General features: G+C 73.9%; 16 protein-coding genes. 3 read left to right on the top strand and 13 right to left on the bottom strand.

The features are described 5' to 3' along the window. Positions 1-63 precede the first annotated feature (63 nt). The 8 genes from FED44_RS06390 to FED44_RS06340 form a co-directional block, all read right to left on the bottom strand. Entirely contained in the window at positions 64-1059 is a 996-nt protein-coding gene (locus tag FED44_RS06390) for an enolase C-terminal domain-like protein (protein WP_138460053.1), read from the bottom strand. A gap of 106 nt (positions 1060-1165) precedes the next feature. After that, a complete protein-coding gene (locus FED44_RS06385) occupies positions 1166-2518 on the bottom strand; it encodes an MFS transporter (protein WP_244301755.1) in 1353 nt (450 codons plus the stop codon). A 29-nt stretch (positions 2519-2547) separates the two neighbouring features. Then, positions 2548-3705 (bottom strand): VWA domain-containing protein, encoded by a 1158-nt coding sequence (locus tag FED44_RS06380; RefSeq protein ID WP_138460052.1) that lies wholly within the window; start codon positions 3703-3705, stop codon positions 2548-2550. Then, the gene (locus FED44_RS37125) at positions 3705-6356 is read right to left on the bottom strand and encodes a DUF5682 family protein (protein ID WP_222867895.1); all 2652 of its coding nucleotides are present in this window, start codon (positions 6354-6356) and stop codon (positions 3705-3707) included. The genes FED44_RS06380 and FED44_RS37125 overlap by 1 nt, the downstream gene beginning before the upstream one ends. After that, a complete protein-coding gene (locus FED44_RS06365; RefSeq protein WP_117408997.1) occupies positions 6346-7413 on the bottom strand; it encodes an ATP-binding protein in 1068 nt (355 codons plus the stop codon). Before FED44_RS06365 ends, FED44_RS37125 begins: the two co-directional genes overlap by 11 nt. Then, entirely contained in the window at positions 7410-8762 is a 1353-nt protein-coding gene (locus tag FED44_RS06360) for a DUF5691 domain-containing protein (RefSeq protein ID WP_138460051.1), read from the bottom strand. Before FED44_RS06360 ends, FED44_RS06365 begins: the two co-directional genes overlap by 4 nt. A 208-nt stretch (positions 8763-8970) precedes the next feature. Beyond that, positions 8971-10155, bottom strand: coding sequence for an SWIM zinc finger family protein (locus tag FED44_RS36270; protein ID WP_208758891.1), 1185 nt, complete (start codon positions 10153-10155; stop codon positions 8971-8973). A gap of 156 nt (positions 10156-10311) precedes the next feature. Then, the gene (locus FED44_RS06340; protein ID WP_138460050.1) at positions 10312-11040 is read right to left on the bottom strand and encodes a class I SAM-dependent methyltransferase; all 729 of its coding nucleotides are present in this window, start codon (positions 11038-11040) and stop codon (positions 10312-10314) included. Positions 11041-11192: 152 nt separating this feature from the next. Between FED44_RS06340 and FED44_RS06335 the strand changes: the two genes are divergently transcribed. Beyond that, positions 11193-11738, top strand: a complete 546-nt coding sequence (locus FED44_RS06335) for a DinB family protein (protein ID WP_138460049.1) — start codon at positions 11193-11195, stop codon at positions 11736-11738. Positions 11739-11780: 42 nt separating this feature from the next. Here the strand turns inward: FED44_RS06335 and FED44_RS06330 are convergent, their stop codons facing one another. Further along, positions 11781-12668 carry a fumarylacetoacetate hydrolase family protein gene (locus tag FED44_RS06330; RefSeq protein ID WP_138460048.1) on the bottom strand — a complete coding sequence of 296 codons (888 nt, stop codon included), beginning with the start codon at positions 12666-12668 and terminating at the stop codon, positions 11781-11783. Between the two features lie 167 nt (positions 12669-12835). Between FED44_RS06330 and FED44_RS38025 the strand changes: the two genes are divergently transcribed. Both FED44_RS38025 and FED44_RS06320 read left to right on the top strand, forming a co-directional pair. After that, complete coding sequence (locus tag FED44_RS38025; protein WP_138460047.1) at positions 12836-15844, top strand: helix-turn-helix transcriptional regulator; 3009 nt, start codon at positions 12836-12838, stop codon at positions 15842-15844. 31 nt (positions 15845-15875) lie between these two features. Beyond that, the gene (locus FED44_RS06320; RefSeq protein ID WP_244301754.1) at positions 15876-17387 is read left to right on the top strand and encodes an aldehyde dehydrogenase family protein; all 1512 of its coding nucleotides are present in this window, start codon (positions 15876-15878) and stop codon (positions 17385-17387) included. Between the two features lie 9 nt (positions 17388-17396). Here the strand turns inward: FED44_RS06320 and FED44_RS06315 are convergent, their stop codons facing one another. The 4 genes from FED44_RS06315 to FED44_RS06300 form a co-directional block, all read right to left on the bottom strand. Next, positions 17397-18674: an epoxide hydrolase family protein gene (locus FED44_RS06315; protein ID WP_138460046.1), complete on the bottom strand. Its 1278-nt coding sequence runs from the start codon at positions 18672-18674 to the stop codon at positions 17397-17399. Then, positions 18661-19146 (bottom strand): MarR family winged helix-turn-helix transcriptional regulator, encoded by a 486-nt coding sequence (locus tag FED44_RS06310; protein WP_244301753.1) that lies wholly within the window; start codon positions 19144-19146, stop codon positions 18661-18663. Before FED44_RS06310 ends, FED44_RS06315 begins: the two co-directional genes overlap by 14 nt. 101 nt (positions 19147-19247) lie before the next feature. Beyond that, complete coding sequence (locus FED44_RS06305) at positions 19248-22223, bottom strand: AAA family ATPase (RefSeq protein ID WP_138460045.1); 2976 nt, start codon at positions 22221-22223, stop codon at positions 19248-19250. A 13-nt stretch (positions 22224-22236) separates the two neighbouring features. Beyond that, positions 22237-22908 (bottom strand): hypothetical protein, encoded by a 672-nt coding sequence (locus FED44_RS06300; RefSeq protein ID WP_133306131.1) that lies wholly within the window; start codon positions 22906-22908, stop codon positions 22237-22239. Positions 22909-23216: the final 308 nt, after the last annotated feature.

Below are 23216 nucleotides of genomic sequence, written 5' to 3'. Positions count from 1 at the left end.
ACCGGCGTGGCTCGTCCGTCCGGGGCGCGACGAAGGCGGGTGGCCGGCGTGACGCCGGGTGGATCAGACGCGGAACGACTCGCGGGCGAGGCGGCGTACGCGGTCCTCGTCGACGGTGTGGCCGAGACCGGGCTGGGTGAGCGGCACGGCGACGACCCCGCCGGACGCGCCGACCGGCGGGAGCACCACCTGAGCGCTGCGCGGCGGCTCGGCCACGTCGCTGGGCAGGGTACAGCCGGGCAGGCTGGCGACGGCGACCGTCGCGGCCCGGGCCAGGCCCGCGCCGAGGCCCCCGGCGCAGACGATGCCCCACCCCGCCTCCGCCGCGTGGTCGTGCGCGCGCCGCACCGCGCCGAGTGAGCCGAACCTGGCGGGCCGCAGCAGCAGCGCCCGGCCCGCGCCGAGGCGCGTCGCCTCGTCCAACTCGGCCACGGAGGCCACCTCGACCGCGACCGCGGCCGACACCCGGTCCTGCAGGTCGGCGCTGGTCAGGAGGTCCTTGAAGGGGCGCTCGATGGCCACCACCCCATAGGCGTCCAGCGCCTCCAGCTGGGTGATCTCGGTGTAGGCGCCGCGCCCGTCCACCGCGATGGCCAGGCCCGGGTAGGCGGCGCGCACGGCCCGCAGCGGCTCGACGTCCCAGCCGGGGTGGACGTCCAGCGTCACGTGCCCGTAGCCCGCGCAGACGTGCCGGTTCACCCGGGCGACCATGCTCTCCAGCGAGCGGTCCGCCGCCAGCCTGACCGTCGCGATCAGGGACGTGCGGGTGCCGCCGAGGGCGTGGGCGAGCGGGACGCCGTTCATGCGGCCCCACAAGTCCCAGCAGGCCATGTCTCCGGCCGCGCCGCCCGGATTGTCCCCCAGCTCCGAGGGGTGTTCCCAGTCGAGACCGACGAGCGCGGGCAGAGCCCGCTCCAGCGGCCCGGCCGCGGCCGGATCGACGGCCTCGCCCCAGCCGACCATGCCGCCGTAGTCCGTGATCTTCACCAGGACGGTCTCCGGACGCCTGCCGTACGGCAGGGTCATCCTGAAGACCTCCAGCTCCCGGATACGCGGCACTCGGATCCCCTCGTTTCTTCCCCGTATCCCCGCCGGCGGCCGTTCCGTGGCGTCATGCCCCGGGCGGCCGGCCCGGCCTGCTCCACGGCGGGATTTCCGGGAGTCCCTAGACCTCCATGGTGCCCGGTTCGCGGCGGTGCTCGAACCGGCCGCCGACGACCGCGGCCGTACCGGCCATCACGACCAGCAGGCCGAGGCACGTCACGTAGACCCACGACCTGCCCCCGTACGCCGCGAACAGGGCGCCGGTGACCGCGACGGCGACGACCGCGAAGACCGACTCGCCGATGCTCAGCGAGGCGCTGTTGCGGCCCTCCTCCCCCGGCGCGGACAGCTCCAGCACCAGCACCGACAGCGTCGGGAAGACCATGCCGATGCCCAGGCCCGCCACCAGCCAGCCCGCGAACGCCACGACGACCGGAGTGGCGGGGACGACGACGAGGGTGGTGACGCAGATGCCGGCGGCGATCAGCGTCGCGCCGAGCCGGATGGTCAGCGCCCGCGCGTGGGGCCTGCGCCCCTGGATCCACGAGCCGAGCGACCAGGCGAGGGCTCCTCCGGTGAGCGCGAGACCGGCCTCGGCCGTGTTCAGGTGCCGCTCCCGGACCAGCATCAGCGGGACGAACACCTCGGCGGCGAAGAACGACCCGGCGGCCAGGCCCCGCAGCGCGATCACCGTGGGCAGGCCCCGGGCGGCGCGCAGCGTGCCCCGGGGCAGCAGTCTCGGCAGCGCCAGCGCGAGGACCGCCAGCCCGGCGCCCGCCAGCAGGACCCCCGCGCCCGCCGCGCCGCTGCCGTACTGCAGCAGGGCCGCGCCGACGGCGGCGCACACGCCCCAGGCGAACCGGGGCAGGAAGGCCCGGCCCATCGCCTCCCTCGGCTGCCCGGCCGGCGGGGGCAGGCCGCGCCACATGACCAGCGCGGCCGGAACCGACAGCACGGCCACGCCCAGGAAGATCCAGCGCCAGCTCCAGGTCTCCGCCACGAAGCCGGTGACGGCCGGACCGACCACCGATGGCAGCACCCACGCCGCGGCCAGCGCCGAGAACACCCTCGGGTGCATGGCGGAGGGGTAGGCCTGGGCGACGAGGACGTACAGCGCCACGTTGAACAGGCCGCCGCCGAGCCCCTGGAGGAACCGGCCGGCGAGGAAGACCTCCATGGCGGGCGCGAACCCCGACACCGCCAGCCCGGCGACGAACCCCGCGACCCCCGTCCACAGGGCGGGGAACGGCCCCCGCGCGTCGCTCCAGCGGCCGCCGACCACCGTGGCGATGACGTTGGCCGCCATGCCGCCGCTGAACGCGAGGCCGTAGAGGCGGTAGCCGTTCAGCTCCCGGCCGATCAGCGGCATCGCGGTGGCAACCGCCAGATACTCGAACGCCACGAGCATCACCAGGGCCACGATCCCGACGCTCAGGGAGCGGTAACGCTGGCTGAAGACGGTTGGAGCGGACATTACCGAAGTCATGATACGGACCTTACAAATCATCGTCCGGGTGGCGTTATCCGGCATTGGTCGTAGGACCGGCGCTCGATGGCGGCCGCCATCAGCTCGGGGAAGGCGTCCGGGGTGCAGGCGAAGGCCGGCACGCCCATCGCGGCCAGCGCCGCCGCGTTCTCGCGGTCGTACTGCGGCGCCCCCTCGTCCGACAGCGCGAGCAGCACGATCACCTGGACCCCGGCGGCGGTCAGGGCGGCGATCCGGCGCAGCATCTCCTCCCTCGGCCCTCCCTCGTACAGGTCGCTGACCAGCAGGAGGATCGTGTCGGCCGGCCGGGTGACGAGGGTCTGGCAGTAGGCCACGGCCCGGTTGATGTCGGTTCCGCCGCCGAGCTGGGTGCCGAACAGCACCTCGACCGGGTCACGCAGCTGATCGGTGAGGTCCACCACGGCCGTGTCGAAGGCCACGAGCGAGGTCCTGAGCGCGCGCATCGAGGCGAGCACCGCGGCGAAGACGCCCGCGTACACCACCGAGACGGCCATCGAGCCGCTCTGGTCGACGGCCAGCACGACGTCCCGCCGGACACCGCGCTGCCCGCGGGCGTACCCGACGAGCCGGGACGGCACGACGGTCTTCCGCTCGGGCAGGTAGTTGCCGAGGTTCGCCCGGATCGTCCGGTCCCAGTCGACCTCGGCCGTCCTCCTGGGCCGGTGTGTCCTCGCCGAGCGGTCGAGCGCGCCGCTGACGGCCGCCAGGGTGCGTCGCGTCAGCCGCGCCTCCAGATCCCGCACGACCGTGCGGACGACGGCTCTGGCCGACTCGCGGGCCCGCTCCGGCATCAGCCGGTTCAGCGACAGCAGGGTGCCCACGAGATGGACGTCGGGCTCGACCGCCTCCAGCATCTCGGGCTCCAGCAGCAGCCGGGTCAGGTCGAGCCGTTCGATGGCGTCCTTCTGCATCACCTGCACGACACCGGCGGGAAAGTGTTCCCTGATGTCTCCCAGCCAGCGGGCCACCCGCGGCGCGGACGCGCCGAGGCCGGCGCCGCGCCGCTCCTGCTCGTCGTAGAGGGCCGTAAGTGCGGCGTCCATCCGGGCGTCCGTGCCCTCCAGCACCCCCTCCAGGCCCCCCTCCGCTGCCCCCTCCGCGGCGCCGCCCAGCACCAGCCGCCAGCGGCGCAGCCGCTCCTCCTCGCCGCCCATCAGGGCCTCCCGCCCATGGCTCCGGACATCCCGTGGCCCAGGATCTCCCGCACGGTCCGGCCGGCCGCCGCCGCCAGCGCGTCGTCGTAGTCCGCGCCGTCGCCGGGTCCGGAGCCCGATGTCGAGCCCGGCGGGGAGCCGGAACGGACCCGCCGGCCGATCATCCGCCGCTCCGGCGCCGGGAAGGCGCCGAACGTGCGCCGCAGCAACGGCAGCACGTCCACGAATTCCTGGGAGGACAGGCCGGTGAGCCAGGCGTCGACGGTGGCGAGCAGGCGCGCGTCGTGGACGAGCAGCAGGCCGCCCCCGGAGAGGAAGCCCTCCATCCAGGCCGCGGACCGGGCCGGGGGGTTGCCGGGCGACATCGACCGCGCCATGCGGGCGGCCACGTCGTCCTCCAGCGCCCCGGCGTCGAACAGGATCCGCACGATCCGGCCGTCGAGCAGCCCCGGCAGGTCGTCGCGCCGGGCGATCCCGGCCAGCGTCGTGAGCCACCGGCCGCTCCCCATCAGCCCGGCCGCCGCGTGGACGCCGTCCACCAGCGCCGCCATCTCGCGGGCGGCGTCCTCGTCCAGCCCCGTCAGAGCGGGGGACAGCCCGGCGCAGATCCGCGCCAGCATCGACTCGGTGACGCCCGCGAGGCCCTCGGTGCCGCGCACGTCCCCGTACCGGCGGGTCCGCACGAGCGCGGGCAGCGCCCCCATGAGGTGGCGCACCTCTCCGTCGAGCGCCGCCCGGTCCTCGATCCGCCCCAGCACGTACGGCAGCGCGCCGGGAAGATGGGCCGGCAGGCAGCGTTCGACCAGTGCGGCCAGTTCGGGCAGGCCCGCGCCTCCCGCGAGGTCGCGGACGCGGGACGTCGCCGCCGCCTCGACCGTGATCCCCCAGACGGCGGCCTCGACGAGGGCCACGTCGAGCTCCGGGCGCCACTCCAGCGACCACGACTCCTTGAACGTCCCCTTGCCGCGCGCTCGCCGCGGGGTTCCCCAGGGCACGTCCAGCAGGGCGAGCCGGTGCAGCAGCCGGCTGCGGCCGAGGTCGAGCGGCCTGCGCAGGTCGAGGTCGTGCTCCCCGGTCAGTGCCTCCGGCTTCATGCGCAGCCGCCGCTGCTCGTCGCGCAGGTCACGCCGCAGCGGCACCATCGGCGTGGAGTCCGGCACCCGCCCGAGCCGCTCCCCCACGACCATCCGCCGCTGGACCAGCTCGACGGGCAGCTCGTCGCCGCCGCACAGCACCGCCCGCACCGCCTCGGTGACCTCCGACAGCCCGGCGAGCGGCCTCCCGCGCAGCGCGGCCAGCCCCTCGGCCAGCCGTACGGCCTCGATGACGTGCGCGGAGGAGACGGGCAGGCCCTCCTCGCGCAGGATGGCGGCCGCGCGGGCGAGCCAGCGCTCCACCGGATGGCCGGGCGCCGTGAAGAGATGCTCGTACCACCCGGGCGCGGCGACGCCCGCGCCGTAGCCGGCGCCCGCCGCGAGCCGTCCGTGGGTCCACGGCACCCACGTCATCTCGACCCTGACCCTGGGCAGGCCGCGCAGCAGCCGCTCGTCCTCCGCCGCCGAGGGCGGGCGGCCTTGCCCGTCTGTCGCGGCCGGGCCGGTCCCGGCCTGCGGAGCGGACCCGCCGGCGCGACGTCCCGGCAGGCCCGGCGCGGATGGTGTCAGCCCGGACGGCGATGCGGGCGGCGTCGCTCGGGACAGGGCCAGATCGGGCGCACTGAACTCGGGCGCAGTGAACTCGGGCGCGGTGAACTCGGGCGCGGTGAACTCGGGCGCGGTGAACTCGGGCGCGGTGAACTCGGGCAGAGTCAGCGCGGGCAGGTGCCAGGCCCCGCAGACCACCGCGATCCGGGCGTAGCCCTCACGCACCGCCTTCCGCAGCGTCCTGCGCATGTACGCCTCGCGCCGGGCCTCCGTGCCCTCCGCGACGTGCCCGTCGCGTACGGCCCGCATCGCCTCGGCGACCACGTCGAGCGTCCCGGCCTCGCCCCGGTGCTCGACCAGGTCCTCCCACCACCGCTCCGGGTCGTCGTACCCCGCCGCGCGGGCCAGCTCGCCGATGGGATCGCGGCGTACGGGGTCGGCGTCGAGCGCGAGGCTGTGGCCGGCGGGCAGGTCGCAGAACCGCACCTCGGCGCCCGACCCGGTGGCATAGATGATCGCCTGCCACTCCGGCGAGAACTCCGCGAACGGCCAGAAAGCGGCCCGCGACGGCTGCCCCGGCACGTACGCCAGGAGCGCGACGGGCGGGCGCATGCCGGGGTCGGCGGCGAGCGCCACCAGGCCGTCGGCCTCGGGCGGGCCCTCGACCAGCACGAGATCGGGCCGGATCCTGGTCAGCTCGTCCCGCACCGCCCTGGCCGATCCCGGCCCGTGATGCCGCACTCCGAGCACCCACACCCGCGGCCCGCCCCGGCCCACCCTCGTGTCCTCGCCCCCACCGGTGTCCCCGGCCCGGCCTTCGCCCCCGCCCACATTGCTGTCCCCGCCCCGGCCCTCGGCCCTGCCCCCGCCGGTGTCCCCGGCCCGGCCCTGGCCCACGTTGGCGTCCTCGGCCCGACCCTCGACCCGGCTCACCCTCGTGTCCTCGCCCTGGCCCTTGCGCGGGGTCGCGTGCGGGCCGGGCGAGGTGGCGGCGGTCTCAGCCGGCATCGCGGCAGGCCCGGTAGAAGTCGCGCCACTCGTCGCGGTCGCGGACGACGGTCTCCAGATACTCCTGCCACACCACGCGGTCGGACACCGGGTCCTGGACCACCGCTCCCAGGATGCCGCCCGCGACGTCGGCCGGGCGCAGCACGCCGTCGCCGAAATGGGCGGCGAGCACGATCCCGCCGGTGACGACCGAGATGGCCTCCGCCGTGCTGAGCGTGCCGGTGGGTGACTTGACCTTGGTCCGCCCGTCGGCGGTCACCCCCGCGCGCAGTTCGCGGAAGACCGTCACCACCCGGCGGATCTCCGCCAGCCCGGTCACGGTCTCCGGCAGCTCCAGGGAACGGCCGAGCTGCGCCACGCGACGGGTCACGATGTCGACCTCCTCCTCCAAGCTGGCCGGGACCGGCAGCACGACCGTGTTGAACCGCCTGCGCAGCGCGCTCGACAGGTCGTTGACCCCGCGGTCACGGTCGTTGGCGGTGGCGATGACGTTGAAGCCCTTGGCCGCCTGCACCTCCTCCCCCAGCTCCGGGATCGGCAGCGTCTTCTCCGACAGCACGGTGATCAGCGCGTCCTGCACGTCGGACGGCATGCGGGTGAGCTCCTCGACCCGGGCCAGCCGTCCGTCCGCCATCGCGCGCATGACCGGGCTCGGCGTCAGCGCCAGACGGGAGGGCCCCTCCGACAGCAGCCGCGCGTAGTTCCACCCGTAGCGGACCGCCTCCTCCGCCGTGCCGGCCGTGCCCTGCACGAGCAGCGTCGAGTCGCCGCAGATCGCCGCGGCGAGGTGCTCCGACAGCCAGGTCTTGGCCGTGCCCGGCACGCCGAGCAGCAGCAGCGCCCGGTCGGTGGCGAGCGTCGCGACCGCGACCTCGACGATCCTGCGCGGGCCGATGTACTTCGGTGTGATCTGACCGCCGTCTCCCAGCACGTAGGTCGTCACCGCCCAGGGCGAGAGCCGCCAGCCCGGCGGTCGCGGCCGGTCGTCGGTCTTCGCGAGGATCGCCAGCTCGTCGGCGAACTGCTCCTCCGCGTGCGGGCGCAGAACGGTGGTCACGAAAGCTCCTTCAGCATGTCGAAGCGGAACCGCAGGGTCGCGGCCAGCTCGGGCACCTCTCCCGCGTGGGCGTACGCCGCGGGATCGAACCGCTCGCCCGCGAGCCGGATCAGCTCTCCGGCGTTCCACGGCTGGGTCCGCGTGGTCTCCACGATCTTCTTGAGCACGGCCCTCGCGAGCTGGGACCCCCACGGCCGCGGCACGCCGCCCAGCATCATGACCAGTTGGCCGTCCACCGGGTGGCCGGCCACCAGCTCGGCCGCCCGGTGAGATCGCTCCTCGGGCGGGAGCACGGCCAGCAGGTCGGTCAGCGGCTCGGCCTCGAACAGGGCACGCGCCCACGTCGCGTCCCGCTGCAGGATTGCGGCCCGGGTCCAGCCCATGCGCACCTCCCGCTCCCAGTCGCCGATCCTCGTCCGGGCGATCTCGTCCGGCGGCATGCCGAGGTGACCCGGCCAGAAGGACAGCGGAGTGTGCGCCACCACCTGTTGCAGCCACCAGCCCCGTGTCTCCATGCCGGCGGGCGGCCGGGCCCGCACGCCGTCGCGCTCCATCTCGCCGTCGCAGTCCGCCGGCGGTTCCGCCGAGATCCCGGGACCGTTCCCCGTCACGAACCGGGACGCCCGTGCCGTCATCCGGTGGGCCAGCCGCGACCGCGGCAGGCGGGTGAGGAGGTCGGCGGCGGCCTGCCGCACCTCACGGCGCCGGTCGTCGAGCGCCGCCTCAAGGAACGGCTCGTCGGCCATGCCGAGCCCCTCGGCGAGGATCGTGACGAAGACGGCCCGGTCCTCCGGCGTCTCCGCGCTCCAGCCGCGTTCCAGCAACTCCCGTGCGGCCGCCGGATCGCGCCGGCGTGTGGCGGCGAGGAAGGCGCGTCTGTCTCCGCTCGTGCCGAGCTCCCACACCTCCCCCGGCGGCTCGTGCGCCGGTTCCTCCAGCAGGTACGCCCAGGCGGAGTTGAGTCCGGCGAGCCAGCGGCCCCGGGCTCCGGTGACCGCCCCCAGGTGCGCGCGGATCGACCGGTCCCGCGCCCCGAGGTCGAGCAGCGCGGGGATCGTGGCGGCCGGCACGCGCACCCGCCGCGCGGCCGCCGTCTCCAGCCACTCGGTCAGCAGCCTGTTCTGCTCACCCGCGAGCATCCGGGCCAGCCGGGCCGCGGCGGCACGGGGCACGGGCGGCAGCGTCTCCTCCGCGGCCGGAGCCGGCGGCGTGCCCCTCCCCGGCCGCCGCCCCGCGCGCATCCGGACCACCTGCTCGGCGGCCCGCTCCAGCAGGCTCTCGGGCGGAACGGCGCGGCGGCCGGCGCCCACCAGCGCGGTGGACACCAGTTCCTCCCACGAGCCGGTCATCGGGCGGCCCTCCTCACCAGGGGAACCGCGCAGGCCCGTCCTGCGGACACCGCCTCCACCGATGGGCGTGCGCCGAGGCCGGTCGCTCCGCTCGGGAAGCGGGGCGAGCGGCCGGGAGAGGCGGCCGGTCGCCCGCTCCGCCGGGCAGGCGTCGCCATCCTGAAGGTGGGCCCCGCCGGCAACGGCGCGGCCACGCTCGGAACCGGCGTCATAGGCGCACCACCTCACCCTCCTCGTCCCAGACCGTCAGCGGGAGCAGCCCGCGTGGCGTCCACTCGGCGGCGACCGTCACCGGCCGCCCGCCGGAGACGGCCAGCAGCCGCCACGGGACGCCCGCGGCAGGGTGCAACGGCAGGTGCGGCGCCAGCACCGCTCCCGCACCGCTTGGCCCCTCGCTGTCGATCCCGGCACCGTCGGCCCCCGCACGGTCGGGCCCCTCACTGACGACCCCTGCACCGTCGGCCCCCGCACCGTCGGCCCCCGCACCGTCGAGCCCCGCACCGCAGGGCCCTTCACTGTCGACTCCAGCACCATCGGCGCCTGCACCGTCGGCGAGGCCATCCGGGCAGGGGACGACCCCGGCGAGCACCAGCGGCCAGGAGTCGGTCCAGGGATCGGCCGCGAGCACCTCCGCGATCAGCCCGGGGACCCGCGAGATCTTCGTCCCCGGTGGCGGGCCCGCCTCGACGTCGCCGTGCCGCACGGCCACCAGGGCGCGCAGCGGCGACGCGCCCGGGTAGAAGGCGAGGTCGGCGTCGATCGTCGTGCCCGGCGGCGGGAAAGACTCCAGCGGCTGCCCGACCGGCGAGAACGACAGCACCATCGCCGGGCGGCCCGTCGCGCGGCCCGCCAGCCACACGCGCCGGGCGACCAGCCGCTCCTGCTCCTCGTCCCGGCAGCCGACGACGTCCCAGTGGTCCCGCACCACCGGGCCGGCCAGCACCGACTCCCTCGTGACGGGAAAGCCGACCCGGGTCCGTACGGTCTGCCGCAGCGGCCCGGGCAGCGCGTCGGCGCGGCGGTGGGCGACGGCCAGCAGATGAAGCAGCGCGTACTCCCCGAGAAGGAGACCCGGCCAGTCGTCGGCGCCGAGCACCCGGGGCAGCCGGGTGACGATGCCCGCCACACCCGGCGCCTGAGCGTCGACCAGCCGTCTGGCGAGGTCGTCCCAGCCGGCCGGGCCCGTCTGGCGCGCCTGCGCGATCCCCTGCCCGATCTGGTCGGCCAGCCACCGCTCCAGCTCCGACAGCCCCGCGGCGACCCTGCCCTCCCGCTGCTCGGCCTGCCCGCGCCTGACGGCCGCCCGCCCGGCCGCTTCCCCGGCACTGTCACCGGCACCGGTGCGGCCGGAAGGCGCCTCGATCGCCTGGTCCCGGCTCCGTCCTCGCGTCACGCGCCGCAGACTAGCCAGCGCCGCCGACAAAAACGCCTTCACCTCGGGACGGGCGTCCGGCCCTCGCCCGGCACGCCGCGAACGGCACCGGTCCTGCTGTTTCAGCGGTGGCGCCGGAGGGGAACGGAGGCCGTGGCGCGGCCCGTCCCGGTGGCCTCAGGGCGTGCGCCGCGCGAGGAACACGAACTCGCGGCCCGGACGGTCGGGGGCCTCCCGCACGTCCATCACCTGGTAGCCGTTGCCGAGCAGGCTCGTCTCCACCTCGTCGCGGTCCCGGAACCGCAGCGTGGAGTCGGAGGTGACGACCGTGCCGTCCGCGAGGAACTCGAAGGTGTATCGGAAGGAGACCAGCGGCAGGCTGACCGCGGTCACCTCATGACGGCGCAGCACCGGTCCGATCCCCGCGACTTCCAGGGTGACCGGAGCGGAGTCGGCGGCCCACTCCTCCCATGCCCGGTGTTCGGGACGCCTCGTCTCGAACACGAGGTGGCCATCCGGGCGCAGCGCGGACCGGACTCCCCGCAGGGTCCGGGTCCAGTCGTCGTCGGGCAGGAAGACCTGCGCCACGTTTCCGGTCATCACCGCGAGGTCGAAGCCGAGAGCGGGCAGCGACGTCGCGTCGCCGTGGACCCAGGTGATCCTTCCGGCCGGGTCCTTCGATCTCGCCACCCCAAGCGACGCCTCGGCCGGATCGACCCCGACGACCGTACGGCCGCTGTCCGCGAGCAGGACCGCCAGGCACCCCGTGCCGCATCCGATGTCGAGCACGCGGCCCGCGCCCAGCTCGTCGGCGATGCCGAGGTAGGCCGCCAGGTCGTCGCGGGCGCCGCCGAAGGCGTCGTAGACGGCCGCGAGGCGCGGATGAGCGAAGATCGCGTCAGGCACGCCACGACCATAACCGCGAGCGCCCCGCCGCGCCGTGTCCGTCCCTCGTCCTATCCGTCCCGCGGCCGAGGCCCGGATCGCCTCGGGAGAGGCCGAACGCCGCTCCGGCCGCGGTCCCGGGAACTGTCGGTGCCGTCTGACAGGGTCGGAGCGTGAACGAGATCCCCGAGGCGAACTACTCGAAGAAGTGGGACGGCGACTCCCGGTCCGCTCCCGTCCTCGTCGGCGACGAGCGAGAGATCCTCACCGCCTCCCTGGACTGGCACCGCGAGACGTTCGCGCTCAAGTGCTCCGGCGTGCCGAAGGAACGGCTGTCCGACCAGGGAGTGCCGCCGTCCGTGCTGAGCCTCCACGGCATCCTCCGGCACCTCGCCGGCGTCGAGCGGTGGTGGTTCCGCATCCAGTTCGCCGGTGAGGACGTCCCGCTCCTTTACTACTCGGACGACGACCCCGACCAGGACTTCGAGGATCTGGGCGGGGACGTCGACGAGGCGTTCGCCGTGTGGCGTGCGGAGTGCGAGCGCTCCCGGGAGATCGTCGCCGCGGCCCGGTCGCTGGACGAGACCGGTGTCAAGCGGGCCACCGGCCAGCCGATCTCGCTGCGCCGCATCCTGGTCGACATGATCGCGGAGTACGCGCGCCACAACGGGCACGCCGACCTGCTCCGCGAGCGGATCGACGGCGCCACGGGCCACTGACGCTCCGCGCGGGCCCGCACCGGGCGGACCCGGCCGGGGAGGTCACCGGCCGGGCAGGTCCCGCCACAGGTCGATGCCGTCGACCGCGCTCACCGGGGTGACCAGACGGCCGAGGCCGTCGATCTCGATGGTCACCTCGTCGCCGGGCGTCAGCGTGAAGTCCGACTCCGGCACGAGGCAGGTGCCGGTCGTCAGGATCACCCCGTACGGATAGCGGTCGGCGCGCATGAGGTGTTCGACGAGGTCGTCGATCCGCCGGTGCAGCCGGCGGGTGCTCGCCGAGCCCGCCCAGATCTCGCGGGAGCCGCGCGAGATGCCGAGCCGGATGCCGAGGTCGTAGGGGTCGGGAACCTCCCAGGCGGGACGGATTCCCGGGCCCAGCGCGGTGGCGCCGAGGTACATCTTCGCCTGCGGAAGATACAGCGGGTTCTCGCCCTCGATGGAGCGGGAGCTCACGTCGTCGCAGACGGTGTATCCGGCGATCTCCCCGCTGGCGCAGACCACCACGGCCAGTTCCGGCTCCGGGACGTCCCAGGACGAGTCGGGCCGTACGGCGATGGCCTGCCCGTGCCCCCGGACCCGCCAGCCGAGCGACTTGAAGAACAGCTCGGGGCGGGGGGCGTCGTACACCCGCTCGTAGATGTCGGGCTCGTGGCTCTCCTCCTTACGCGCCTCCCGCGATCTCCGGTAGGTGACGCCCGCGGCCCATACCTCCGTCCACCGGTCCACGGGCGCGGCGAGTGCCAGTGTCACGGCCGGGCCGGACGCCGCCGCGAGGGACCGGCGGAAGTGGTCGAGGCCGGACGAGAGCGCCTCCCCGAGCGAGAAGTCCTCCGGCAGCAGCCGGTCGCCCTCCTCGTCGCGCACGGCCCAGCGGGCGGGACCGGGGACGCCGGTGTCGTCGGAGAGGTGGCCACGAACGAGTCGCATCAATGTGTGCCTTCACGAGTCGATGGGTTCCGGTGACGCGGGTGCCGCGGCCCCCGCGTGTAGGACAGCGTGTACGAATCGGGCCGTGAGAGGAAGGGTTCGGTCACCGGGTGGGGGCCGACGCCGTCGTCACGGTTCTGTCGGGGCACCGTGCCATACTCGCGAACGTGGTCACGCGTACGCCGCAAAGGGTGCTGATCGGGCGTTCCTCCGAGCTCGATCAGCTTCTGGGCGTGCTCGACGGCGCCGCGGCCGGGCTCGCGGGCGTCGCCCTGGTGGGCGGCGACGCGGGGATCGGCAAGACGCGGATCGTGACCGAGTTGTGCGACCTCGCGCAGCGGCGGGGGTTCGTGACGCTGGCCGGGCAGTGCGCCGAGCTCGGCGACGCCCTGCCCTACCTCCCGCTGGCCGACGCGCTGCGCACCGCCGCCGCCGAACCCGGGGGGCCGGTCGGCCCGGCCGTCACCGCCCGCCCCGCCCTGCGGCGGCTGCTGCCCGGCGACGACGCGGGCCTCGCCGAGGAGACGGCCACCGGCGGCCTCGCCCAGCAGCGTCTGTTCGGGTCGGTCCTCGACATGCTGTCGGAGGTGGCCGGGCGCCATCCCGTGCTGTTCGTCTTCGAGGACCTGCACTGGGCCGACCGCTCGACCCGTGACCTGCTCGTCTTCCTCACCCGGATGCTGCAGCGGGAGCGGGTCTGCCTCGTCGGCACCTACCGCACCGACGATCTGCACCGCCGCCACCCGCTGCGCCCGGTCCTGGCCGAGCTGCGGCGCCTGCCACTGGTCACCGCCGTCGAGCTGCCGCCGCTGGGCGACGACGACATGGCGGCGTACCTCGCCAGCCTCGACCGGTACGGCGACGGCCCCGCGGGCGCGGAACGGGAACACGGCTTTGGCGCCCTGATCGAGCGGGCCGGGGGCAACCCGTTCTTCGCCGAGGAGCTGCTGGCCGCCAGCGCCGATCACAGCCGGCTGCCGGGCACCCTCGCCGACCTGATGCTCGCGCGGGTGGAGGCCCTCTCGGACACGGCCCGTCAGGTGCTGCGGATCGCCGCGGTGGCCGGGCGGCGGGTCGGCCACGACCTGCTGCGCGAGGCCGCCGGGCTGGGGGACCTGCCGCTGGAGGACGCGCTGCGTGAGATCGTCTCGCGGCGGCTGCTCACGGCGGGCAGCGACGGATACGCGTTTCGGCACGCGCTCCTCCAGGAGGCGGTGTACGACGACCTGCTGCCGGGCGAGCGGACCCGCCTGCACGCCACGTTCGCCGCGCTGCTCGCGGAGCGCGGCGGCTCCCCCGCCGAACTGGCCCATCATCACCTCGCCGCCCACGACACCCCGGGGGCGCTGCGGGCCTCGGTGGAGGCCGGGCGGCTGGCCTCCAAGCTGGGGGCGCCGGCGGAGGCGCACCGGCATCTCGACCGGGCGCTGGAGCTGTGGGACCAGGTGCCGGCCTCCGGGCGCCCAACCGGGGAGAGCCGGCCGCGGATCGCGCTGGCGAGCGCCGCCGCGGCCGCGGCCGCCGGTGACTCCCACAGGGCGTCGGGTCAGTTGCGGCGGCTGCGCCGGGAGGCGGACGATCCCGTCCTCGTGGCCGAGATCGGCGAGCGGCTCGCCTACTACCTGGCCGACGCGGACGACGACCGGGACGAGGCGACCGCGGCGGCCCGGGAGGCGGTCGACCTCGCGCCGCACAGCCCGCTGCTGGCCAGAGCCCTGGCCACGTACGCGCGCACGCTGTGGTGGAGCTACCGGATCGAGGAGGCGACCACGACGGCGGCCAGGGCGCTGGAGGTCGCGCAGGAGACGGGCGCCCGCGACGCCGAGGCCAGCGCCCTGGTCGTGCTGGCGCTGTCGGAGGAGTCCTCCGACGACGTCGAGCGCGCCGTCGACCTGCTCACGCGCGCCACCCGCCGCCCCTCGGGCGACCTGTCCATCGACCTGCGGGCACGGTTCAACCACGCGCGCATCCACTACGAGCACGGCCATCTCGCGGACGCCGCCCGCATCGCCGAGTCCGGCGTACGGCTGGCCGCCGAGACCGGGCTGACCTGGAGCGCCTTCGGCACCGATCTGCGCTTCCTGCACTACCTCATCCACTACGCGGACGGCGACTGGGACGCGGCCGAGCGGCTGGCCGCCGCCTTCGGCGTGCGGGTCGGCACCCGCGCGGAGGCCCAGCTGTCGTCGTTCGCCCTCTTCGTCGAGGTGGGCCGGGGACGCGCGGGGGCCGAGGAGAGGCTGCGGTGGCTGTCCCGGTTCTGGTCCGACGAGCTGGTGAGCTACATGGCGCGCGGGATGGCCGCCGAGCACGCCCTGTGGCACGGCGACCCGGAGACCGCGCTCGAACACGTCGACGCGATCCTCGCGACGCTCGAACCGTTCGACCCCGGCCTGATCCGGATCGCGGCGACCGGCCTGTGGGCGCTCGCCGATCTCGGCCGGACCGGCGAGCACTGCGACGACCTGCTGCGACGGGCCAGGCACGCGGCGGCCAACGGGCCCAACGGCCCGCGGGCCCGGATGGGCCCGGAGGGTCTCGCCTGGCTGGCCCGGGCGGAGGCCGAGTGGCACCGCGCCCACGGCACGGCGGACCCGGAGGTGTGGCGGCGCGCCACCGAGGCCTTCGGCTTCGGCTTCGTCTACGAGGAGGCGCGGTCGCGCCGCCGGCTGGCCGAGAGCCTGCTGCGGACGGGTGACCGCACGGCGGCCCACGCCGAGTGGGAGCGGGCGGTGACCGTCGCCGCGGCGCTGGGAGCCGGCCCGCTGCTGGCCGCGCTGCGGGAGTCCGGGGCGCGCGCCGGTTTCCGGGACCCGACCGCGGCAGCCCCCGCGACCGACGTCCAAGCCGGTGGCGCGAGCACGGCGCACAGCGTGAGCACGGCAGGCGGGAGCACGGCGGGCGGCGGCGCGTCCGGGCGGCCCGGCGGGCTCTCGGCCGACCGGGAGCCGGGGCGGCTGGCCGGGCTCACCGCGCGCGAGCGGGAGGTGCTGGCGCACGTCGCGGACGGCCTGGCCAACCGCGAGATCGGCGAGCGGCTGTTCATCTCCCAGAAGACGGTCAGCGTGCACGTCTCGAACATCCTGGCCAAGCTCGGCGTCTCCAGCCGCACCCAGGCCGCCGCGGTCGCCCACCAGGAAGGCCTGACGGGCGCCGGAGATGGAAATACTGTGTAACCGAGGCCTGAGACCAGGAACAATCGCGGAGGTGGCAGTGGCCCGGCAGATCGTTTCCGTCGTCGGTGGTGACGAGCTCACTTCGGGCACGCCGTACGCGTCCGTCAACCCGGCGCGGCCCTCGCAGACCGTGGCGGACGTGTCGCTCACGGACGCGGCGGGCTTCGCGGACGCCTGCCGCGCCGCGTCGGCCGCCCAGCGGGAGTGGGCGCGCGTCCCGGCTCCGGTGCGCGGACGGGTGATCGCCTCGATCGGCCGCCTCGTCGAGGCCAACACCGAGGCGCTGGCCCGCCTGGTGACCGAGGAGATCGGCAAGCCGTACGCCGAGGCGCTCGGCGAGGTCCGCGAGATCGTGGACACCTGCGACTTCTTCCTCGGCGAGGGCCGCCGCCTCTACGGGCAGACGATCCCGTCGGAGATGCCGGACAAGAGCCTGTTCACCTTCCGCGTGCCGGTCGGGGTCGCGGCGGTCGTCACGGCGGGCAACTTCCCCGTCGCGGTGCCCTCCTGGTATCTGGTGCCGACCCTGCTGTGCGGCAACGCGGTGGTCTGGAAGCCCGCCGAGTACGCCGCGGCGTCCGCGCACGCGCTCTATCGGCTGTTCGCCGCGGCCGGGCTGCCCGGCGGCGTGCTCAACATCGTGTTCGCCGACGGGGAGCAGACCTACGCGGGGCTCGACCGCGCGCTCGGCGAGGGCACGGTGCAGAAGGTCGGGTTCACCGGCTCCAGCGCGGTCGGCCGCCTCGTCGGCGAACTGTGCGGACGGCACCTGCAAGCGCCCTGCCTGGAACTCGGCGGCAAGAACCCGATGGTCGTGCTGCCGGACGCCGACCTCGACCTCGCCGCGGAGGGCGCGTTGTTCTCCGGGTTCGGCACGGCCGGTCAGCGGTGCACCTCCCTCGGGACGGTCATCGTCCACGAGGACGTGCACGACGCGTTCCTGCGCAGGTTCGCCGACGCCGTGCGGGGCGCGAAGATCGGCGACCCGAACGGCGACGTGCTGTACGGCCCGCTGCTCGACCAGAGGTTCGCCGAGCGGTACGAGGAGTACCTGGGCTGGATCCGGCCGCACCACACCGTGCTGCCCGGCCCGGTGGGCCGCATCGACGGCGAGGGCCTGTACTACCACCCGGTGATCGTGGACGGCGTCCGCCCGGACGACCGGCTGTTCCTGGAGGAGACGTTCGGCCCGATCGTGGGCGTGACCACCTTCTCCACCCTGGACGAGGCGATCGACCTCGCCAACCGCCCGGGGTACGGCCTGTCGTCGTCCGTCTACACCTCCGACCCGAAGGCCGTGTTCCGCTTCCGTGAGGGCGTGTCGGCCGGGATGGTCAGCGTCAACAACTCGACGTCCGGGGCGGAGGCGCACCTGCCGTTCGGCGGGAACGGCAAGTCGGGCAACGGCAGCCGGCAGAGCGGCATGTGGGTGCTCGACCAGTTCACCCGCTGGCAGGCGATGAACTGGGACTACTCGGGCCGGCTGCAGAAGGCCCAGATGGACGTCGCCGAGATCATCCCCGACCTGGGCTTCCGGCTCTGACCCCGCGTCCTACCGCCGCCCGCGGAAGGTTCGCCGCAGGTCGTCGACCCACTCGCCGGGGATCTCCCACGGGATGAAGTGGCCGCCGCGGTCGTGGGCGGCGAGGTTCACGAGGTTGTACCAGGCGGCCCTGTCGCTGCCGAGGAAGTGCTCCACCCGCTGGTCGGTGCGGACGCCCGGCGGGTTCTCGTGCCCGACGAAGGTGATGCCGGTGGGCGCCTCGACGACCGGCCAGCGGTCGTGGGAGGGGGTCCACGGATAGCGGTTGTTGTTGGCGTAAGTGCGGATCGAGGTGCCGATCGAGTTCGTCACCCAGAAGATCATCGCGTGGGTCAGCAGGTCGTCCTTGCTGAAGACGGTCTCGACGTCGCCGCCGTTGTCGCTCCAGGTCACCCAGCGCTCCAGGATCCAGGCGAGCATCCCGGCGGGCGAGTCCGAGAGGCCGGCGGCGAGGGTGCTCGGGGCGAGCACGTGCGCGGCGAGATGGACGGCGAAGCGCTTCTCCAGGGCGACGACCCGGGCGTGGACGTCGGCGGGCAGGCCCTCGGGGATGGGCCGGCCGCCGCTGAGGTCCCAGGCCCGGTCGCCCGAGAACAGCGTGAGCTTCTGCCCGGAGCCGATGTGGACGCCCAGCAGTTCATCGGCGTACTTGTGCCCGAGCTGGCCGGTGACCAGGGCGCCGACGTCGCATCCGGCCGCCGCGTACCTCTCGTGACCGAGGACGCGGGTCATGAGGACGTGCCAGATGTCGGCGATCTTCCAGAAGTTCATGTCCGGGTGGCCGGGCAGCGGGGTGGAGAACCCGAAGCCGGGCAGCGACGGCACGATCACGTCGAACGCCTCGGCCGGGTCGCCGCCGTACGCGCCGGGGTCGGCCAGGGGGTCGATCACCTTGGACCAGTGCCAGAACGTCCAGGGCCAGCCATGGGTGAGGATCAGCGGCGTCGGGGCGGGCCCGGCGCCGGGCCGCCGCATGAAGTGGACCGGCACGCCGTCGATCTCCACCTGGTAATGTTCGTAGGCGTTGATCGCCGCCTCGGCCGCCCGCCAGTCGTACCCGTCGCGCCAGTAGGCGACGAGCTCCCGCAGGTAGGCGCCGTTCACGCCGTAACGCCAGTCGTCGTTGCCCACGTCGTCCGGCAGGCGGGTCAGCTCCAGGCGGCGGCGCAGGTCGTCGAGCACGTCGCCGGGCACGTGGATCGGCCGCGGCTCCAGCGGGAACCGCCGGTTACCGGCGCCGCGGGTCCCGGTGACATCGCCGGTCTCGGCGGTCTCATGGCTCGTCATCGTTTCCTCCAGCCGTCGAAGGGGGGTCAGCTGGCACGGCCCCCTCGTGCAGCTCGACCATCCGGGCCAGGGCCGGGAGCGCCGCCGCGATGGCGGCCCTCTCCCCGGGCCCGAGCCGGGCGGCGAGGTCCGCGAGCCGGGCCATGCGCTCGCTCCGCCGCCCGTCCACGATCGCGGCGCCGGCCGCCGTGACCCGCACGAGGACGGCACGGCCGTCCGACGGGTCCGGGCGGCGCTCCACCAGGCCCTCGCGCTCCAGCTTGGTCACCATCTGCGTGATCGCCGACTGCGTGACCTGCTCGCCCGCGGCCAGGTCGGTGAGCCGCTTCGGGCCGCCGCCCGCCAGCGTGTGCAGCACGGACAGCGTGGTGAAGCTCAGCCGCCGCTCCGCGGGCAGGCGGATGTGCATGCGCGTGAAGTCTTCGAGGACGTGGGTCAGCTCCGCCACGCTCAGCTCGGGGAAGTCGGGCACGCCGCAAAATATATCAGAAACTTAATTAAGCAACTGAACCATACGAAGACGGCGATCCCCGGTGGACGCCCACCGGGGATCGCCGTACGGGAAGGTCGGGGTCAGGCCTCTGGGCCCCGCCTGCCGTCGTAGCCGAGCAGCCGCATGGCGACCTCCGGGTCCATGGCCGCCGCGAGAAGCTGGGCCCGTTCGGCGGCCCGGTCCCTGGCCTCCTCGGCCCGGCGCCGCCCCGCCTGCTGCGTGCGGACGAGCAGGATCGCCACCGCGATGCCGCCGACCACCGCGACGAGCGCGACCGTCAGCAGCACCGCCGTGCCCGCCGGGACGCCGCCGACGACAGCGGTGCCCCGCGCGCCCTGCGGCGAGGCGAACAGCAGCGCGCCGAGCAGCACGAACAGCACCACCGCGACGACGAGGCCGAGCACCGCCCACAGCGCGCCGTACGACCGGCGCCGCGGCGCGGACGCCGCCCCGGGCGGCGTCTGACCCGGCAACGGCGTCGCGGTCATCGGAGGCGGCGCGCCGTTCCACGGCACGAAGTCCGGCTGGGGCGGCTGCAACGGCTGGGGCAGGTGCCCGTTGCCGCCCGCCAGGCCGTTCGGCTGCGTGGCGAGCACCGGCGCGACCCCGCCGGAGGCGGCCACACCTGAGGAGGGCCCGCCGGAGGAGGGCACCACGACGGACGCCTCCAGCGTCCGCATCCTCGGCAGCGGCAGCTCGAGCGGGACCTCGCTGTGGCCGCGATGAGCCTCCACCGCGGCCGTGTGATAGCTCTCGATCTCCTCGTAGAACTCGTCGGAGGCGTAGACGGTGCCGTCGATCAGCGGCCCCGGCCTGTTCTCGATGACCGCGACCACGTCGTCGCCGTTGAGCGTCTTGTGCTGCTCCAGCGCGTGCGCGACCGACAGCACCTCGCGGCGGTTCTCCCGCAGCAGCTCGGCCGTCTTCTCCAGAAGCCGGCTGAGGTTGAACTCGATCCGCTCGGGGAGCATGTCGGGCAGCAGCTCGTCGCGCCGGCCCGCCGGAGTGCCGGTGCCGGGCTGCGGCTGGGCCGCCTTGCCCTCGCGCAGGCCGAGCTCCTGCAGCGCGGGCAGCGAGGCGACCCCGATGCCCATGCCCCAGTGGGCCTCCATCAGGCCGGTGATGGCGGTGGCGGACTGCAGGTCGCCGGAGACGCCGGAGGAGTTGTCCTCTCCGAAGAACATGCGTTCCCCTGCCAGCGAGGCGAGGGACACCATGATGTCGGACTCGTACTCCGACTTCCACCGGGTGAACTGGTCCTCCGGCTTGATGCTGGCCACCATGCCGAGGTAGTCGGCGCCCTTCTCGATCGTCGCCAGGTCGATCTCCAGGTGGCGGCGCGTGCGGTAGGCGGCGACCGCGTGGCAGGCCTCGTGCACGGCCACGGCGTGCCGCTCGCGCTCGATGTACTCGACGTCCTCCGGCGGCCCGAGCTGCTTGAGCCGCTTGGCCCGCATCACGTCCGACCAGGTGATGTTCTCCCGGCCGTCCCGGATCGCGGTGATCAGCGACTCGTTGACCAGGTCCTTGATCGTCGCGCCGGTGGCGTACGGGGTGATCGTGGCGAGCTTGTCGATCTGCTCGTCGGTGAGCTGGTGGCTGACCTTGTCGAAGTAACCGCGGTACGTGCGGATCCGGCCCGCCTTGGAGGGGTAGCCGACCTTGTAGATGCGGTCGATGCGGCCGGGGCGCAGCAGCGCCTCGTCCAGCGCCTCGGGCAGGTTGGTCGCCATCATGATGAGGATGCGGTACTTCGGCGGCGGCTTGGGCCGCATGCCGAGCAGCCGGCGCACGTACCGGTTGACGAAGCCGCGCGGCTTCTTCAGGCCGGAGATCTCGGTGAGCAGCGCCTCCAGGGTGCCCATCCCGCCACCGCCGCCCATGCCGCCGCCGTACATCAGGCGGTTGACGAAGGCGCCGGTGCGCGGCATCCGCGCGGGCGCGGCCTCGGCGGCCGGGCCCGCGGCGTGGCGGCCGAGCACGGTGCGGGTGTGCGGGTCGAGGTAGGCGAAGCCGTGGCAGCCGGCGTCCTCGAACGGCGCGGGGACCGAGCGCCCCCAGCCGCCCGGCCCGCCCTGGGCGAGCGCGCCGCGGTTGCCGAGCGAGTCGGCCTCGTCGAAGAAGACGATGACGCCGCCGTACCGCAGGGCCAGCTTGCGCAGCTTGCGGAACAGCGACTTGACCTTCAGCACGCCGACGCCGAAGAACATGTTGATGAACGCGCCGGGGTCCACGAAGACGTACGGCTTGCCGGTGGAGCCGGCGACCGCCTCGGCCATCAGGGTCTTGCCGGTGCCGGGCGGGCCCCACAGCAGGATGCCGCTCGGCACGTAGCCGCCCCTGGCCTCGATCTCGTCCGGCTTCTCCAGGAAGACGATGTTCTCCTTGACCCGCTCGACCACGTGGTCCTGGCCCCACACGTCGGAGAACCGCGTCTTGATGTCGTCCGGGTAGTAGACGTCCACGCCGCCGCGGGACAGGAACCAGAAGATCGCGACGAACTGCCCGACGGCGAGCACCATCAGCAGCATGATCTGCAGGACCATGGGGAGGAAGCCCCACACCGTGGCCGGCACGTTGAACAGCGCCTGCAGCGGCGAGGTCTGCTGCACCTTGGCGAGCACCAGCGCGATGACCACGATCCAGACGACCCACTTGATCGCCCGTGCGATGCGGTAGCGGTTCCAGTCGTTGAACCTGCGGTGCGTCCAGCGGTTCCAGCCGCCGAAGACGCCGCGCGTCCAGAACCGGTGGTATCCGGCCGAACGCTCACTGATCAGGAAGTGGATCTGCCGGACCACTTCGAGGCCCGCCAGCCACAGGATCCAGGACGCGTTCCGCACGGTCAGCAGGAAGGCGTCGGAAAGGGAGATGATGCCCTCGTACGTGGCGATCTCGTTCCAGAGCAGCACGCCGAACGCGACGGCGAGCAGGATCAGGAACTTGCTCCTGTCCCACAGCGGCAGTCGTTTCCGGGTGCGCGGGTCGCGGTCCTCGGGACCCGACCCCGGTTCGCGAAGCCCCTCGTGGTGCTTCGGTGGGAGGGCCGTGCTCATATGAGGGGCTCCTTCACGGATTGATGATGCGCTTGACCTTGAAGGACTTGACGATCGCGGCGATCTCCGCCGCCCGCTGGCGGTAGCACGCGGGCGAGCAGCGGATGAGAAGGGTTGAGGTCGTCGTCCCGTCGGCGGACAGGTAGGCGGTCTTGTCGAACGTCTGCACCGGCCCCTCCGCCACCCGGTAGTTGTAGACGGTGTGGACCCCCTTGACCCCGTCCACTATGGGCAGCACCTCGTCGTCCAGAAGTTCGAAGCCGGACAGGCCCTCCGTCTCCAGCTCCTTCTGCTGGTCCTCCGTCAGCGGCACCGGCATCGGCGGGGACACGCGCAGCAGGTTGAGCGACGCGGCGTTCTGCTTGTCCTCGGTGAGCTTCTCCACCTTGGCGAACACGAAGGGTTTGTCCTCGCCGCTCGCCGGGCCCCGGACGAGGTGCAGGATCGACGGCTGGTCGTGGGCGTCGAACGCGGCCGTCCAGAGGGCCTGTTTCGCGAGCTGCGCGGTGGCCGACTCCGTGCCGCCGAAGATCTGTTCGTCGATCGTCTTCTGGTCGACCTGACGCCACGAGACGGGGACCTTGAAGTAGGTGTCGCCCGTGTCGTCGTGTACGTACGTGTACTGGGGGCCGGCACAGCCGGACAGCACGGAGGCGGCCATCGCCGCCCCTGCGACCGTTCCCACCACCCCGGTCCTTACCCGCGGTCTTTCCACCAGGGCCCAACCTCCGCTTTGCGGGTCTACGAGGTAGTAGTGCCCGTTCTCAAATCGTTCTTCTCACGGTAGATCCGCGACGCCTCGGAAAACTAGACCGAATCTTGCCCGGATCCGTACTCCTCCTGTTACATGGAGGTTGCGCGGCTCCGTACCCGCCCGCCGGCAGGGCGGCGCGTCACGGATGGCGATACCCACCGGAGCGCGGCCGGAAGCGGCGCTCGGCCCATCGGACGGCCGTCCGGAAACGAGATCTCTTCGGCGGAAGGTGTAACACC

Source organism: Microbispora triticiradicis, from assembly GCF_005864065.1.
In the GTDB taxonomy this organism is placed as follows: Bacteria; Actinomycetota; Actinomycetes; order Streptosporangiales; family Streptosporangiaceae; genus Microbispora; species Microbispora triticiradicis.
The sequence above is the reverse complement of the archived record's forward strand: the minus strand, read 5'-3'. Positions and strand labels throughout refer to the sequence as shown.

Coding starts and splice junctions, on each gene's coding strand:
- FED44_RS06385 (WP_244301755.1), bottom strand. CDS start 2,518: ATGTCCGCTCCAACCGTCTTCAGCCAGCGTTACCGCTCCCTGAGCGTC.
- FED44_RS06380 (WP_138460052.1), bottom strand. CDS start 3,705: ATGGGCGGCGAGGAGGAGCGGCTGCGCCGCTGGCGGCTGGTGCTGGGC.
- FED44_RS37125 (WP_222867895.1), bottom strand. CDS start 6,356: ATGCCGGCTGAGACCGCCGCCACCTCGCCCGGCCCGCACGCGACCCCG.
- FED44_RS06360 (WP_138460051.1), bottom strand. CDS start 8,762: ATGACCGGCTCGTGGGAGGAACTGGTGTCCACCGCGCTGGTGGGCGCC.
- FED44_RS06330 (WP_138460048.1), bottom strand. CDS start 12,668: ATGCGACTCGTTCGTGGCCACCTCTCCGACGACACCGGCGTCCCCGGT.
- FED44_RS06315 (WP_138460046.1), bottom strand. CDS start 18,674: ATGACGAGCCATGAGACCGCCGAGACCGGCGATGTCACCGGGACCCGC.
- FED44_RS06305 (WP_138460045.1), bottom strand. CDS start 22,223: ATGAGCACGGCCCTCCCACCGAAGCACCACGAGGGGCTTCGCGAACCG.